This is a genomic window from Intrasporangium calvum (genome assembly GCF_028446585.1).
Classification (GTDB): domain Bacteria; phylum Actinomycetota; class Actinomycetes; order Actinomycetales; family Dermatophilaceae; genus Intrasporangium; species Intrasporangium calvum_A.
On record NZ_JAPFQL010000023.1, the window covers coordinates 1 to 15,360 of the forward strand.

A 15,360-nucleotide genomic window follows, 5' to 3' on the forward strand; every position below is an offset into this window, starting at 1 on the left:
CGCGCCCACCGCTCACTCGAGTGGCCCCGCCGTCCACAGCCCGCGCGGGCGTCGGGAGCCGGCTCAGCGGCATACGGCTGTGGAGACCCGGGCCACTCGAGGTGGAGTCCGCGCCCACCGCTCACTCGAGTGGCCCCGCCGTCCACAGCCCGCGCCGGCGGGCTCCTGTGGAAAGTGGGGCCACTCGAGGTGGGGAGCGTTCTGGCCGGTGGTGTCGGTTGCCGTGGTGGTGCGTGGGTAGAGGTCAGCCGTCGCCGACCTGTGTCCCAGAAAGGAACGACCATGCCTCAGCGTCGTGATCCAGGTCCGTCCGTCAAGGACAAGGAGCTCTACGAGTCGCTCCGCGATGACGGGGCGAGCAAGGAGAAGGCGGCTCGGATTGCCAACGCAGCGGCCAACACGTCGCGCAGCGCCGTCGGTCGCAAGGGTGGCAAGTCCGGGGACTACGAGGACTGGACCAAGGACCAGCTGCTCAAGCGGGCCAGGGAGGTCGGCATCCAGGGCCGGTCCACGATGGACAAGGGCGAGCTGATCAAGGCCCTTCGGAACCACTGAGCCAGGACGCCGCACCATGCTCATGGTGGAAGGCTTCGCGCTCGGGGCCGGCTGGCTCGTCTTCCTGACCTTCCTCGGCTTCCTCGCCCACACCCTGCTGGGCAGACGTCGATGAGGGCACCGCGCTGGGCGCCCGCTGCGTGTGTGGTGCTGGCCGGCTGCGTCGCCCCGGCCGTGGACACGGGCGCCTACCAGCACAACGCTGTCGGTGCGCTCGAGTCCGCCGTCTCGACGGCGCGGGTGGCGGCGCTGGCCCTGGACGCTCGGGTGCACGATCGCATCACCCTCGCCTATGCGGACACGGTCGTCACCGAGTCCGAAGAGGCCCTGGACCCGATCGCCGCGAGCTTCGCGGTGGTCGACCCGCCCGGTCGAGACGTCGACCCGTTGCGCGGGACGGTGCTCGATCTCCTGTCCGAGGCCGGTGATCTGCTCGCCGACGCCCGGATCGCTGTCCGCCGCGAGGACGTCGGCGCGATGGGAGACCTCGCCGACCAGCTCCGGGACGTCGCGGACGACATGGAGCAGCAAGCCGAGACCCTGCCGTGAAGAAGTTCTTCGCGATCGCTCTCGGCATCCTCACCGCCATCGGTGGGTTCGTCGACATCGGTGACCTCGTCGCCAACGGTCTCGTGGGGGCGCGTTTCGGGATGTCGCTGGCCTGGGTCGTCCTGGTCGGCATTGTCGGGATCTGCGTCTTCGCCGAGATGAGCGGGCGGGTTGCGGCAGTGAGCGGGCGGGCGACCTTCGACCTGATCCGCGAGCGCCTCGGGCCCCGGGTGGGCCTGCTCAACCTCGCCGCGTCGATGGCGGTCACGCTGCTCACCTACACCGCGGAGATCGGTGGCGTCGCCCTGGCGCTCGAGCTGGCGACGAGCGTGAACCCGTACCTCTGGATCCCCGTCGTCGGAGCGGCCGTGTGGCTCGTCCTCTGGCGCGTGCGCTTCTCGGTCCTGGAGAACGCGTTCGGGCTGGCCGGTCTCGCCCTCATCGTCTTCGCCGTCGCGCTGTGGCAGCTCGGCCCGGACTGGTCGGCGCTCTGGGAGTCCGCCAGCCGCCCCTCGCTCCCCGACGGCGAGAGCCGGGCCGTGTACTTCTACTACGCCATCGCGCTCTTCGGCGCGGCCATGACGCCGTACGAGGTGTTCTTCTTCTCCAGTGGCGGCGTCGAGGAGGGCTGGACCGCGAAGGACCTCGGCACCATGCGCGCGAACGTCTTCATCGGCTTCCCGCTCGGGGGGCTGCTGTCGCTCGCGATCGCGGCGACGGCCGCGGTCACCTTCTTCCCACAGTCGATCGAGGTCGACACGCTGGGTCAGCTCGGGCTTCCCGTCGGCCTGGCGCTCGGCAAGCTGGGGATTGCCTTCCTCCTGCTCGGCTTCTTCGCCGCCACCTTCGGAGCGGCCTGCGAGACGGGGCTGTCCGTGGGCTACAGCATCGCGCAGTACTTCGGCTGGCAGTGGGGCAAGTTCGTCGAGCCGCTCCGAGCCGCCCGCTTCCACACCGTGGTGCTCCTCAGCACCATCGTCGGCGTGGGTGTGCTCCTCACCACGGTGGACCCGATCATGCTGACGGAGTACTCGATCGTCTTCAGTGCCGTGGCGCTGCCGCTCACCTACTTCCCGATCCTCGTCGTCGCCAACGACCGCACCTATATGGGCGACCACGCCAACGGGCGGCTCGCCAACACGCTGGGGACGATCTACCTGTTCATCGTGGGGGTTGCTGCCGTCGCCGCGATCCCGCTAATGGTCCTGACGAGAGCGGGGCAGTGACATGAGCGACGGCCACCTCGACCTCGTCCTGCGAGTCCTCGACCACCAGATCGTCGGGCCCCGGCGCGAGCTCGTCGGCAAGGTCGACGACCTCGAGCTCAGCTGGACCGCGGACGCGTTCGTCGTCACCGGTCTGGTCGTGGGGCCCGGGGGCCTCAGTCAGCGACTTCCCGGCCGCCTCGGCGCATGGGTCGGTGCCGTCTGGCGGAGGCTGTCGACCGGCTCCGAACCCCAGCCGGTCGTGGTGCCGACCACCCAGGTCACCGACCTCGGCTCGCCCGTGGAGCTCACGGAGGCTGCCGTCGAGGCGCTCCAGCGGTCGTTCGGACTCGAGCGGTGGTTGCGTCGCTACGTCGTCGGGCGCATCCCCGGCGCGAAGGGCGGCGACCACGACGAGGCGCTGGACTCAGGCGACGGGCCTGCCACCCCCACCATGTCGCGCGCCGACCTGACCGAGCCGCCTGTCCGCCCACCCGCACCGGGGGCTCAGTGGCTCAGCGCCCTGCTGGGCGCTCCGGTCCTCGACGAGGACGGCCACCGCCTCGGCGACCTCATCGAGCTGCACACCGGCATCGGCAACGAACGCTGGACGCTCACCCACCTCCAGGTCACCCACTCACCGCTGGGCACCGAGCTCGGCTACCACGCCGACCCGCACCAGGGGCCCGCCCTGCTGCGGCGGGCCTTCCGCCACCTCCAGCGCCACGACGTCCTCGTCCCGGTCGGGGAGATCACCGAGATCCGAACCGAACCGGCGCGCGTGGTCGTCACCCGGAGCGGCGCGCGTCGTCACCCCCACCACGACGCGACGGCTCCCCGACCCGGGTAGCGAGCCCAGCGGCATACGGCATCATCCCCACCTCGGAAGGCAGCGACATGAGCAGCAACGGAGTCACCCACGACAGCGTCTGGCTCGACGACCCCGAGCGGTGGCGCGAGCCCACGCCTGCCCTCGACGGCGACGCTGAGGCCGACGTCGTCGTGGTCGGCGCCGGGATCACGGGGCTGACGACGGCGCTGCTCGCGGCACGGGACGGCAACCGCGTCGTCGTGCTCGAGGCGCGCCGCGTCGGCGACGGGACCACCGGCTACACGACCGGCAAGGTGACCGCGCAGCACTCCCTCGTCTACGCCCACCTCGTGGAGTGGGCCGGGCACGACCGGGCGCGGCAGTACGCCGACGCGAGCCGCGCGGGGATGGACCTCGTCGCCAGCCTCGTCGACGAGCTGGAGATCGACTGCTCCCTGACCCGCGCCGACGCGCTCGTCTACACGACGTCGGACGAGTCGCGGACCATCCGGGCCATGGAGGACGAGGCCGTGGCTGCCCGCCGGCTGGCGCTGCCCGCGTCCCTCGTGAGCGAGTCCGACCTGCCGTTCGCGATCACCGCGGGCGTGCTGTTCACCGATCAGCTGCACCTGCACCCGCGTCGCTACCTCGACGGTCTCGCCGACGCCGTCGTCGCCGCCGGCGGCGTCATCCACGAGGACACGCGCGTCACCGACGTCAGCGAGGAGCGGGGACAGGTCGTCGTGACCACCGAGAACGGCCAGGTGAGGGCCACGCACGCGGTGCTCGCTACGCTCCTGCCGATCGGCCTGATCGGCGGCTACTTCGCGCGCACGCGCCCCAACCTGTCCTACGGCCTCGCGGTGCGGCTGCGCACCGAGGCCCCCGCCGCCATGACGATCTCCGTGGACGAGCCCACCCACTCCACCCGCCCCTGGCCCGACGGCGGGCCGAACGGCCTCATCGTCGTCGGCGGGGGACACGAGGTCGGGGCCGACGTCGACACCGAGGCTCGCTACGCGCAGCTCGAGGAGTGGGCCCGGGCGACGTTCGACGTGGCAGAGGTCTCGCACCGATGGAGTGCGCACGACTACACCACGCCCGACCGGGTGCCCTACGTCGGCCGGCCACCGCTCCACCAGAACCTTTATGTCGCAACGGGATTCGGCAAGTGGGGGCTCGCCAACGGCACCGCCGCAGGCATCGCCCTCAGCAACCTCATCGCCGGTCACGACACGCCGTGGCTGGACATCTTCGACGCGGGCCGCATCGAGGGCGTGCGGTCCGTCCCCACTCTCGTCGAGGGCAACGTCAAGGTCGCCGCCGAGCTCGTCACCGGCGAACTGCGCCGCGAGGCGCCGCGCTGCTCCCACATGGGCTGCCGCCTGCGCTGGAACGACGCCGAGGAGACCTGGGACTGCCGCTGCCACGGCTCACGGTTCGGCTCGGACGGGCCCGTCCTCGCCGGGCCCGCCGTCAAGCCGATCGACGTGGGCGAAGCCGGGTAGGGGTCGCGCGTGACCGCACCCTACGGCTTCCGCTGGCTCCGCCTCCGCCGGTCGCACGGTCCCGCGCCCGGCTGACGTCGCGCTGCCGCAGATCAGGTCGTATGCCGCTGGGCTCGCTCCGCCTTCTCGCCACCTCTGGCGGTGGGCCGGGTTGGGAGTGACGTCAGACCGAGAAGCGGACCTCGAAGTCGGCGCCGTCGTTGTCGAGGTGGAAGGCGCCCTCGGTGGAGGAGAGCTCGACACCGTCGTGGCTCACCGTCGCGGGGCGAGCGCCGTGGAGGACGAGTCGGAAGGCGCTCCGTCGGAACTCCGGGTAGCCGTCGCCGTCGACCTCACCGCTCAGCGTCACGTCGTCACCTGTGCGGGTGACCGTCAGCGTGGTGGTCCGGTGGGCGCCGTCGCGTGACGCGAAGGTGAGCCCGTCGTCCTCGACGAGCCGTGACTCGTAGCGTCCGTCGCCCAGCGGGACGAAGAGGTGCAGGTCGATGACCTCGGGGTGGTAGCCGTCCGTCGAGGGCGGGGCGTCCGGCCACAGGGGGATGACGGACCCGGCTCGGGCATAGAGGGGGATGCGGTCCATCGGGGTGGGCGCGATGACGTAGGTGCGGCCGACGTGCGGTTCGTCGGTGAACCAGTCGTACCACCCGCCGGCGGGGAGATAGACCTGCCGCGCGGTCATGCCGGGCTCGTCGACGGGCGCGACGAGCAGGTCCCTGCCGAAGAGGTACTCGTCGTCGAGGTCGGCTGCCGCGGACTCGTACTGGAAGTCGAAGACGAGCGGACGCTGCACCGGCTCTCCGGTCTCCGATGCCCGGACGAAGGCCGCGTAGATGTAGGGCATCAGCCGGTAGCGGAGCCGGACCGCGTCGCGGACGAGGTCGTGGATGACCTCGCCGAAGGCCCAGGCGTACTGGTCGATGTAGCCCGTCTCGGAGTGGTTGCGGCAGAAGGGTGTCAGCGCGCCGTACTGCATCCACCGGAGGAAGAGCTCGGCGTTGGCGTTGCCCTGGAACCCGCCGATGTCGGCGCCGACGAACGGCTGCCCGGAGACGCCGAAACCGCAGCCCATCGTGACGCTGAGCCACAGGTGGTCCCAGCGGGACTGGTTGTCGCCCATCCAGTTGGCGGCGTAACGCTGGATCCCGGCGAAGCCGGCCCGGGACAGGATGAAGGTGCGCCGGTCGGGCATGGCCTCGAGCAGGCCCTCGGTCGTGCCCATGGCCATGAGCAGGGCGTACTGGTTGTGGAACCGGTCGTGCGAGTGCCGGCCGTGCTCGAAGCGCATCGGCTTCGAGGAGATGACCCCGGTCGCCGGCTCGTTCATGTCGTTCCAGATCCCGGCGAGCCCGGACTGGACGTGCGCGGCGTTGAGCTCGCCCCACCACGCCCGGACCTCCGGGGTGGCGAAGTCCGGGAAGGCAGTGTTGCCCGGCCACACCTGGCCGATGTAGATGTCCCCACCCTCGGTCTTGCAGAAGAGGTCGCGCTCGAGGCCCTGGTCGAAGACCGGGTAGCCGGGCTCGTACTTCACCCCGGGGTCGATGATGGTGATGACCCGGAAACCCTGCTCAGCGAGGCGCTTGACCATCCCGGGGCCGTCCGGGAACGCCTCGGTGTCCCACGTGAAGACGCGGTATCCGTCCATGTAGTCGATGTCGAGCCACAGCGCGTCGCACGGGAAGTCGTCGTCCCGGTGCCGCTGCCCGAGCGCTTCGACGGCGGCCTGGTCGTACTTGTGCCAGCGGCACTGGTGGTAGCCGAGCGCCCAGATCGGCGGCAGCGACATCCGGCCGGTCAGCTCCGTGTAGGCGCTGAGGATGGCCGGCATGTGTGGCCCGGCGAAGACGTACTCGGTGTACTGGCCGCCCTCGAAGCTGATCCGGTACTCGTTCGCCGCGGTGAAGTCGTAGTGGCCGCGATAGCCGTTGTCGACGAAGGAGCCGCTCATCTGACCGTGCGGGTAGAGCTGGTGGTAGAAGAACGGCACCGAGACGTAGTAGGGATCAAACTCCGTGCTCGTGCGGTCCCCGCGGGGGTCGCCGGGCTCCTTCCCTGCGGTGAACTCCTGTGAGCCCACCTCGCTGAGGACGTCGTTGTTCCAGAGCGTGAAGTCTCGGCCCTTGCGGTCCTGGCGGCCACCCTTCTCGCCGAGACCGAAGATCCGGTCGGCCCCGCCGCAACGTCTGCGGACGGTGAAGGTGTCGTTGAGGGTGGCGTAGGCCCAGTAGTGCCCGTCCGCGTCGGCTGCCGTCTCGATGACCGGGGTGCCGTCCGTCCGGTGCACGTCGATCCGGAAGGGGTCGAGCCAGATGGAGACGACCATGGCGGAGGTGACGAGACGAACCCGGTCGCCGTCCTGCTCGAACCCGAACTCGACCTGATTCGCCAGCGGGTCGGTGCACACCGCGTGGGTCGGCTCCTCGTCGAAGACTCCGCCGCGGCTGATCTTCAGGCGCACGACGTCGTCGCGGACGAGATCGACGCGCAGCTGCTCCGTGTGGACGGTCGCCGACATCCCGTGCGCTGTCCGCTCGGCGGAGGTGACGCGCTCGAAACGAACGAAGTGGTCGGTCTGCAGCATGCTGGTCCTCCTGCGAGGCCCGGACACGGGCCGGTAGGGGTCGGAGTCGTCTGCCCCTCCAACCTAACCCGGTCGAGGTGAGATCAGGCGGGCGTCATGCCTGCGCCGTGGAACCGGGTGCGGTAGAGCTCCTTTGCCGCGTCCACCGCGCCCTGCCCCACCCAGCCGACTGGCTCGGGCGCTCCGATCAACGGCTCGTGATGTGGTCCGGAGCCGACGACGACGCCGCTGAGCAGCCAGAGCCGACGCTCGGCGCTCCCGCCGTCCGGGTCGGCGCGGTCGGGTTCGATGAACTCGAGGGCGGTGCACAGACGCCGGGCGACCCAGTCCTCCTCTGGCCGGGTCCACCACGGCTCGGGAGTCAGACTCGTGGCTGGCAGGCCGGGCAGTGCGACGTCCGCCTCGACGTCCACGCTGGCGTGCTCTGCATCCTCTCCCGGACCGGCCGAGTAGCGAATGTAGAGGGGGGCTCGCAGTCGGGCGAGCTCAACCACCTCGTCGAAGGTCTCGATCGTTTCCACCTCACCCCCATACCCCACCCGGCGCCCACTCCCTCACCTCGAGTGGCCCCGGAATCCACAGTGAGCCCGGGTCGGCTTGTGGATTGCGGGGCCACTCGAGTTTCTTGTGGATGGCGGGGCCACTCGAGCTTGGGTGGCGGGCGGGGGTCAGCCGGCGAGGTGTCCCCACCGCTGCGAGAGCTCACTCCACGCACCCGTGTCGACGACACGGCCCCCGTCGAGGACGACGACCCGATCGGCCTGCGCCAGCGCGGCCCCCTTGCTCGTCGCGCCGATGACGGTCGCACCACCGGCCCGGAGGGCGGCCCACAGCTCGATCTCCGTCGCCGCATCGAGCGCTGAGGAGACGTCGTCGGCCAGCAGGAGGTCCGCATCGCAGGCCAGCGCACGCGCCAGCGCGAGCCGCTGGACCTGTCCACCGGAGAGCCGGACCCCGCGGTGGCCGACGAGCGCGCCGGGCCCGCCGGCCTCGAGCACGTCCCGCTCCATGCGCGCAGTGGCCAGCGCCGGATCCACGCGCCTCGCGGCGTGGTCGAGCGCGACGTTGTCGGTGAAGGTGCCCGACAGAACTCGCGGCACCTGGGCGATGTGTGAGACCCGGCCTGGCCGCAGCTCGATCTCCGGGTCCGTCAGGGCCCGGCCGTTCCACAGGAGCCGACCGGTGTGTGCCGTCAGGCCGGCCAGCGCGGACAGGAGGCTCGACTTGCCGGAGCCGACCTGCCCGAGCAGGAGGACGAGCTCACCCGCGTCGACGGACAGGTCGACGTCCTGGACGCCGATCGTGCCGTCGTCGTGGATGGCCGTCAGTCCCCGGAGGCACAGGTTGCGCAGGGGATCCTCGGCGCCCGGCTCGGGCTCACGGGCCGTGCCGTGCACGAGGTCCATGCCCGGCGGAACGTCCATCAGGTCCCCGCCGCCGGCGAGCTTGCTCGTGGCGTTCATCCAGGCGCGCACGCCGGGCGCCTCGGTCACGACTGATCCGGCGACCCGGCCGAACCAGTCGAAGCCGCTCACTGCGTTGGCGACGAGCAGGGTGACGGCGAGCGCCCACGTGCCGTGCAGGTAGCCCGCCCAGGCGGCGACGACACCGCACTGCACCATGACGATCGGGACGCCGTCGAGCAGGGCCTGCACCCGGTGCTCGCGGACGGCCGCGTCGACCCGGCCCCCGTCGACCCGTCGGAGGTGCTCGTGCACCTGGGGGGTCGCGGCAGCGAGCTTGACGGTGCGGATCGACTCGAGAGCCGAGACGAGCGAGCGGCCGAAGCTGGCTCTCGCGGTCGAGGCCGCCGCGGCCGACCGTCCGGCAACTGGCCGCCCCAGCGTGGAGGCCAGGGCCGAGGCCACCATGACCACGAGCAGCACCGCGCCGGCGAGCCAGGTGCCGGCGATCAGGGCCGTCACCGAGGCCACCGCGAGACCGTTGACGAAGTCGACCCAGCGGTCGGTGTAGCGCGCCAGCCGGTCGGCGTCCATCGTGCGGGCGACGACCTCACCGGGAGGTGTCCGGGCGAGCCGCCGCTGCGACGTCTGGCCGGCCAGCACCGCGGCGCGAACCCGGAGACGGACCTCCACCCACCAGTGCGGGTAGGTCCGGAAGGCCCACGAGAGGAGGAACGGGCCGGTGAGCAGGGAGCCGACGAGAGCTACCGCGAGCCAGGCGGGATGGTCGCCGGTCTGGAGGTCAGTGACGAGCAGGCCCCAGATCCAGCCCGTGACAGCGCCGAACGACCCGGTGAGCGAGGCGCCGAGGAAGAGCGCAGCCCCGACGAGACCCCACTGGGGTTGGATGCGGACCGTGTGGAGGACCTGCCGGGCCAGGCTGGGGGTCGGGGCGAGCGTCGGCGCGGGCGGGGGAGTGGTGCTGCGGCGCACCGAGCCGATGGCGGCGTCCTCGTGGTGGTGCTCCTCGACGGCTACCTCGTGCGCCGCCGCCTCGAGCAGACGCTGGAAGGGGCCATCCTCGACGGCCAACTGGTCCCGTGGGCCCTGCTGGACGACGCGACCCGACTCCAGCACGGCGACCTGCTCGGCCCGTTCCGTGGTCGAGAGGCGATGGGCGACGAGGATGCCGGTGCGACCGGAGATCAGCCGGTCGGCGGCGCGGACCACCCGGGCCTCGGTGACCGGGTCCATCCGGGCGGTGGCCTCGTCGAGGACGACGACGCGCACGTCACGAACGAGCAGACGGGCGAAGGCGACGAGCTGCTCCTCGCCGGCCGACAGCGTCGTGCCGCCGGGACCGAGCATCGTGTCGAGGCCGTCGGGCAGGCCGGCGACCCACTCGGTCAGGCCCAGCTCGGCGACGGCCGCCTCGATGGCGCCGCGGGGGACGTCACCGAAGAGCGTCATGTTCTCCGCCAAGGTGCCGGCCAGCACCTCGGTGCGCTGGGTGACGACGCCGACGGCCGCCCTGAGCTGCTGCAGGTCGAGCTCGCGCACGTCGACCCCACCGAGCAGCACCGTGCCCGCGGGTGGGTCGACCGCGCGGGAGAGCAGCGAGGCGAGCGTGGACTTGCCTGACCCAGTGCGCCCGACGAGCGCGCAGGTGTGGCCGGCCGGGACGAGCAGGTTGACGTCCCGCAGCGCGAACGTGCCCGTGTCGTAGCTGAACTCGAGACCGCGGAACTCCACGTCGAGCGGGCCGTCGGGCAGCGGGCGGCCCCCGATCGGCTCTGCCGGCGCGGCGAGCATGGCGCGAAGCCGAAGCACGGCGCCGAAGCCCTCCTGCAGGTCGGGCAGGTGACGGGCGAGCATGTCGACGCCCCCGACGAACATCGTGGTGACGAGGAAGAGCGTGACGAGCCGGGCCGTCGACAGGTCACCTGACAGCACGAGGGCCGTGCCGACCAGGGCCACGGCAGCGAGGGCTCCGTGGAGCAGCCCGCCACTGCGCCGCGTGATCTTCACCTCGACCTGGAGGACCTGGTCGAGGGCCGCGTGCACTCGGGCGGCCATCCGGGCATTGCGGCCGAGCACGTGCGCCTGGCCCAGGGCGGTGCGCAGGTCGTCGCGGGCGGCGATGCCCTCCTCGGTGGAGGCGGCATGGTCGGTCCAGGCTGCTTCCTCGACCACCTTGCGCTCGGCCACCTGGGGCAGCAACCTCCGGACGACCCACCAGGCTGCGAAACCGGTCAGCGGGAAGAGGAACGCGGCGGGCCACCAGGCGAGGCTGGCCACGACCCAGAGCGGCCCGGCGGCGAGCAGGGTCCGCACGGCCTGCCAGACACCCCACCGCATCAGCTGGCCGACTTCCCACGTGTCGTCGTCGATGCGGTCGAGCACCTCGCCGACGGCCTGCTCGGACAGCTCGGAGAGCGGCTGGGCCATGGCCGCATCGAGCAGGTCGGCCCGCAGCTGGCCCTCGGCCCGGTCGCACACGGTCGCCCAGATGACCTTCGCGACGGTGTCGATGACGGCGCCGCCGACGACGCAGAGGGCGAGGAGGATGACGAGCGCCGCGGTGGCGTTCTCGGCCAGGCGGCCGGCGACCATGGTCCCCAGCGATGCAGCGACGGCACCGAGCAGGGACATCGAGAAGCAGAGGACGGTGAGCGGTCGGCGGACGCGTCGCCAGTCGACCGGGACGCGGTCCTCCGGGACATGAGCGAGCGGCGCGGGAGCCTGGACCTCATCCCTCATCGGCTGCGTCCCCCGCGGATCTTCGAACCCCACCCTCGTCATCGTCACAATCACCAAACGGTACTGACGGACGCTGACACTTCGCCTCCGGTTTTCCGCCCATCCCCTTTACCGGGCGGTCATTGGGGGCCGGCGGTCACTGGGGTGGGCGGTCGCCCGGTCGGTGCAGCAGGAGCCAACGGTAGCCGTAGCCCTCGACCTCGATCTGGACGCTGCCGTCCTTGCCCACTGGGTGCTCGCTCCGGTCGTTGAGCAAGTCGTACAGCGTGGAGCCCGGCTCCACCTCGCCGACCGACACGTCGACGAGCGCGCTCTCGGGAGCCAGGTTGTGCAGCGCGAGCATGGTCCAACCGTCCTCCTCCTTGGCCAGGTGCGCCAGGACGCTCCGCGGCTTCGTCCGAGGCACCTCGACCGTGGACCAGCCGAGCTGTGGGTACTGCCGGCGCAGCCGGATGAGGTTGCGGATGAACCACCACAGGGAGTCCTGGTCGTGGCGCTGGTTGGCGACGTTGACCCGTTCGGGGGAGTAGAGCCCATCGGGCATCGGCCGAGTCAGCTTGCGCGGAGGGGCGTCGCTGAAGCCACCGCTCGGGTCATCACCCCACTGCATCGGGGTCCGGACCGAGAGCCGGCCCGGCACATCGAGGTTCTCGGCCATGCCGATCTCCTCCCCGTAGAAGAGCACGGGCGTCCCGGGCAGCGAGAACATGATCGAGTAGACGAGTCGCAGTCGACGCCCGTCACCACCGAGCATCGACGGCAACCGCCTCCGGAGGCCACGTCCGAAGAGCTGCATGCCGGGCTCAGGCCCGAACGCGTCGAAGACCTCCTGGCGTTCCTCGTCGGTCAGCTGGTCGAGGGTCAGCTCGTCGTGGTTGCGGACGAAGTTGGCCCACTGGCTGGTGACGTCCAGCGCCGGCCTCCGACGCAACGCTCCCTCGATGGGTCGAGCGTCCTCGCGGGCCAGCGCCAGGTAGAGGGCCTGCATCGCCGCGAAGTCGAACTGCATGTTGAGCCCGTCGCCGTCCGCGCCACCGAAGTAGGTCTTCTGGTCCTTGTAGGGCAGGTTCACCTCGCCGAGCAGCAGGGCGTCCCCGACACGCCGCGTGACGTACTTGCGCACGTCCGCGAGGTAGCGCTTGGGGTCGAACCGGATGTGGTGGTGGTCCGCCGGCACCCGGTCCGGGGTGAAGAGGAACGGCACCGCGTCGACGCGGAAGCCGGACACCCCCAGCTCGAGCCAGAAGCCGAGGGTGCGGGCGATCTCCTCCTGCACCCCCGGGTGGGTGACGTTGAGGTCGGGCTGGTGCTTGTAGAAGTGGTGCAGGTAGTACTCGCCGGTCTTGGGTTCGAGCTCCCAGATGCTGTCCTCCTTGTCGGGGAAGACGACGTCCTTGGGGTTGGTCTTCGGCTTGGTCGGGCTCCACACGAACCAGTCCCGAAACGGGGCGTCCGTGCTCCGTCGGGCCGACTTGAACCACGGGTGCTGGTCGGACGTGTGGTTCATGACGAAGTCGAGGATCACGCGGATGCCGTGCGCGCGCGCCGTGCGGACGAGCTCGACGAAGTCGCCGTGGGTCCCCAGCCGCCGGTCGACGCCGTAGAAGTCGGTGATGTCGTAGCCGTCGTCCTTGGAGGGCGTCGGGTAGATCGGCATCAGCCACAGGCACGTGATGCCGAGGTCGGCGAGGTACTCGACCTGCTCCGTCATCCCTCGGAGGTCGCCGATCCCGTCACTGTCGGAGTCGTAGAAGGTCTGGACGTCGGCGCAGTAGACCACTGCCGTCTTCCACCACAGGTCGCCTGTCTGGCTCATCCGCATGGGGGCCGATTACCCACGAACGTGCTCCAAAACCACGCTTCCGCAGGCAGGCACAGCGGTTTTGCAGGGTCCCCCGCCGGGTAGACGGCTGCTGCACGCTCGACGACCGGGACGACCCCCGACGATCCCCGACGACCTCGACGAAGGACGGATTCGGATGCCCACCATCGGCTTCCACTGCTCGCACGAACAGATTCCCCCCTCCCAGCTGCTCGAGGACGTCAAGCACGCGGAGGCGGCGGGTTTCCAGGCGGCGATGTGCTCGGACCACCTCGAGCCGTGGAGCACCGACCAGGGGCAGTCCGGCTATGCCTGGTCGTGGCTCGGTGCCGCGCTCAACGCGACGAAGCTCCCTTTCGGCATCGTCACCGCCCCCGGTCAGCGCTACCACCCGGCCATCACTGCGCAGGCGATCGGCACCCTGGCCGAGATGTTCCCGGGCCGCTTCTGGGCCGCCCTCGGCTCGGGTGAGGCGGTCAACGAGCACGTCACGGGAGACGGCTGGCCGCGCAAGGAGCTGCGGGACCAGCGGCTCGTCGAGTGCGCCGATGTCATCCGGCGCCTCCTCGAGGGGGAGCGCGTCTCGCACGACGGGCTCATCACGGTGGACCGGGCCAAGGTGTGGTCGCGCCCGGCGGCCCGCCCCGACCTGGTCGCCGCAGCCGTCAGCACCCCGACGGCGAGCAGCGCCGCCACCTGGGCGGACGGTGTCATCACCGTCAACCAGCAGGAGGGCGGCGACCGCAAGGCCGTCGAGGCCTACCGCGAGGCCGGCGGCCGGGGCCAGGCCCGCCTCCAGCTGCACGTCAGCTGGGCTCGCACGGAGGATGAGGCGCTCGACATCGCGATGCGGCAGTGGCGCAGCAACGTCTTCGGCTCGCCGGTCGCGTGGGACACCGACTCCGTCGAGGCGTTCGACGAGCTGGGCCGGCACGTGACCGAGGAGGACGTCCGACGGGCCGTGCACGTCTCGGCCGACCTCGAGTCCCACGCCGCCCGGATCCGTCAGGCCTTCGACGACGGTTTCGACGCGGTCATGGTGCACTTCGTCGGCACCGACCAGGCACCGTTCATCGACGCCTTCGGCGCCGAGGTCCTCCCGCAGTTCAGCACCGAGGTCCTCGCGCAGTCCAGCACCGAGGCCCTCCCGCAGTCCAGCACCGCCGACCTCTCCGGAAGGAGCAGCTCGTGACCAGCAGCATCGGCGAGCACGCCGCCTCGATGGTGCGCACCGACGACAAGGGCGGCTTCCCGCCCCAGCAGCAGGACCCACCGGGCCTGACGACGCGGATGGAGCCCGTCCCGGACCACGGCGAGGAGTCCTACGTCGGCCACGGCCGGCTCGAGGGTCTCAAGGCGCTGATCACCGGGGGTGACTCCGGCATCGGGCGCGCGATCGCCATCGCGTTCGCCCGGGAGGGTGCCGATGTCGCCATCAGCTACCTGCCCGAGGAGCAGTCGGACGCGGAGGACACCGCCGCGTGGGTGCACAAGGCGGACCGGAAGGCAGTTCTGGTCCCGGCTGACCTGACGGAGCGCGAGACGTGTGACCGGGTCGTCGCCGAGGCGGTGGAGGGCCTGGGTGGACTCGACATCCTCGTCAACAACGCGGGCTTCCACTGGGACAAGGGGCCGGGGGAGGGGCTGGAGACGCTGACCGACGACAACATCGAGCGGGTCATGCGCACCAACCTCCACGCAGTCCTGTGGCTGTGCCGCGCTGCCCTCCCGCACCTCAGTGAGGGGTCGTCGATCATCAACACGACATCGATCCAGGCCTACGACCCGTCACCCGCGCTGCTCGACTACGCCGCCACCAAGGCGGCCCTCAACAACCTGACGGTCAACCTCGCGCAGTCACTGGGGCCCAAGGGGATTCGTGTCAACGCGGTTGCCCCGGGACCCATCTGGACGCCGCTCCAGCCCGCGACCCGCGACACGGAGAAGATCGAGACGTTCGGCTCGGACACCCCGCTCGGTCGGGCGGGCCAGCCGGGTGAGGTGGCGCCGGCCTTCGTCTTCCTCGCGTCCCCCTCGGACGCGAGCTATGTCTCGGGGACCGTCCTCGGCGTCACCGGAGGGGGAGCGGTCTTCTAGAACGAGGTCGTATGCCGCTGGGCTCGGTCCCAGCGCACGGGCACCGGGTGCTCTTCAGGCGTAATGTCA

Annotated in this window: 11 protein-coding genes; 7 read left to right on the forward strand and 4 right to left on the reverse strand. The window is 70.9% G+C overall.

The window, feature by feature from the left end; genetic code table 11:
• The first annotated feature begins 282 nt into the window (after positions 1 to 282).
• The 5 genes from OO014_RS07085 (at position 283) to OO014_RS07105 (ending at position 4,628) form a co-directional block, all read left to right on the forward strand.
• Positions 283 to 555: a DUF7218 family protein gene (locus tag OO014_RS07085; protein ID WP_272461591.1), complete on the forward strand. Its 273-nt coding sequence runs from the start codon at positions 283 to 285 to the stop codon at positions 553 to 555.
• A 111-nt stretch (positions 556 to 666) separates the two neighbouring features.
• Positions 667 to 1,104, forward strand: a complete 438-nt coding sequence (locus tag OO014_RS07090; protein ID WP_272461592.1) for a hypothetical protein — start codon at positions 667 to 669, stop codon at positions 1,102 to 1,104.
• Positions 1,101 to 2,330 (forward strand): NRAMP family divalent metal transporter, encoded by a 1,230-nt coding sequence (locus OO014_RS07095; RefSeq protein ID WP_272461593.1) that lies wholly within the window; start codon positions 1,101 to 1,103, stop codon positions 2,328 to 2,330. Before OO014_RS07090 ends, OO014_RS07095 begins: the two co-directional genes overlap by 4 nt.
• Before the next feature lies 1 nt (position 2,331).
• Positions 2,332 to 3,159 carry a hypothetical protein gene (locus tag OO014_RS07100; RefSeq protein WP_272461594.1) on the forward strand — a complete coding sequence of 276 codons (828 nt, stop codon included), beginning with the start codon at positions 2,332 to 2,334 and terminating at the stop codon, positions 3,157 to 3,159.
• A gap of 47 nt (positions 3,160 to 3,206) precedes the next feature.
• Positions 3,207 to 4,628 (forward strand): FAD-dependent oxidoreductase, encoded by a 1,422-nt coding sequence (locus OO014_RS07105; RefSeq protein WP_272461595.1) that lies wholly within the window; start codon positions 3,207 to 3,209, stop codon positions 4,626 to 4,628.
• Between the two features lie 163 nt (positions 4,629 to 4,791).
• On the opposite strand, the gene OO014_RS07110 is transcribed toward OO014_RS07105, so the two are convergent.
• The 4 genes from OO014_RS07110 to OO014_RS07125 form a co-directional block, all read right to left on the reverse strand.
• Entirely contained in the window at positions 4,792 to 7,209 is a 2,418-nt protein-coding gene (locus tag OO014_RS07110) for a TIM-barrel domain-containing protein (protein WP_272461596.1), read from the reverse strand.
• 83 nt (positions 7,210 to 7,292) lie between these two features.
• Positions 7,293 to 7,730, reverse strand: a complete 438-nt coding sequence (locus OO014_RS07115) for a DUF6098 family protein (RefSeq protein ID WP_272461597.1) — start codon at positions 7,728 to 7,730, stop codon at positions 7,293 to 7,295.
• A gap of 147 nt (positions 7,731 to 7,877) precedes the next feature.
• On the reverse strand, positions 7,878 to 11,372 hold the full coding sequence (locus OO014_RS07120) for an ATP-binding cassette domain-containing protein (protein WP_272461598.1): 3,495 nt from the start codon (positions 11,370 to 11,372) through the stop codon (positions 7,878 to 7,880).
• Positions 11,373 to 11,508: 136 nt separating this feature from the next.
• The gene (locus OO014_RS07125; protein WP_272461599.1) at positions 11,509 to 13,194 is read right to left on the reverse strand and encodes an alpha-amylase family protein; all 1,686 of its coding nucleotides are present in this window, start codon (positions 13,192 to 13,194) and stop codon (positions 11,509 to 11,511) included.
• 157 nt (positions 13,195 to 13,351) lie between these two features.
• Between OO014_RS07125 and OO014_RS07130 the strand changes: the two genes are divergently transcribed.
• Positions 13,352 to 14,386, forward strand: a complete 1,035-nt coding sequence (locus tag OO014_RS07130) for a TIGR03885 family FMN-dependent LLM class oxidoreductase (protein WP_272461600.1) — start codon at positions 13,352 to 13,354, stop codon at positions 14,384 to 14,386.
• A gap of 29 nt (positions 14,387 to 14,415) precedes the next feature.
• Complete coding sequence (locus tag OO014_RS07135; RefSeq protein ID WP_272461622.1) at positions 14,416 to 15,291, forward strand: SDR family oxidoreductase; 876 nt, start codon at positions 14,416 to 14,418, stop codon at positions 15,289 to 15,291.
• Positions 15,292 to 15,360: the final 69 nt, after the last annotated feature.

Bases quoted from the DNA above. Each gene is read 5' to 3' on its own strand.
- OO014_RS07085 (WP_272461591.1), top strand. From the start codon at position 283: ATGCCTCAGCGTCGTGATCCAGGTCCGTCCGTCAAGGACAAGGAGCTC.
- OO014_RS07090 (WP_272461592.1), top strand. From the start codon at position 667: ATGAGGGCACCGCGCTGGGCGCCCGCTGCGTGTGTGGTGCTGGCCGGC.
- OO014_RS07100 (WP_272461594.1), top strand. From the start codon at position 2,332: ATGAGCGACGGCCACCTCGACCTCGTCCTGCGAGTCCTCGACCACCAG.
- OO014_RS07105 (WP_272461595.1), top strand. From the start codon at position 3,207: ATGAGCAGCAACGGAGTCACCCACGACAGCGTCTGGCTCGACGACCCC.
- OO014_RS07110 (WP_272461596.1), bottom strand. From the start codon at position 7,209: ATGCTGCAGACCGACCACTTCGTTCGTTTCGAGCGCGTCACCTCCGCC.
- OO014_RS07120 (WP_272461598.1), bottom strand. From the start codon at position 11,372: ATGAGGGATGAGGTCCAGGCTCCCGCGCCGCTCGCTCATGTCCCGGAG.
- OO014_RS07125 (WP_272461599.1), bottom strand. From the start codon at position 13,194: ATGCGGATGAGCCAGACAGGCGACCTGTGGTGGAAGACGGCAGTGGTC.
- OO014_RS07130 (WP_272461600.1), top strand. From the start codon at position 13,352: ATGCCCACCATCGGCTTCCACTGCTCGCACGAACAGATTCCCCCCTCC.
- OO014_RS07135 (WP_272461622.1), top strand. From the start codon at position 14,416: ATGGTGCGCACCGACGACAAGGGCGGCTTCCCGCCCCAGCAGCAGGAC.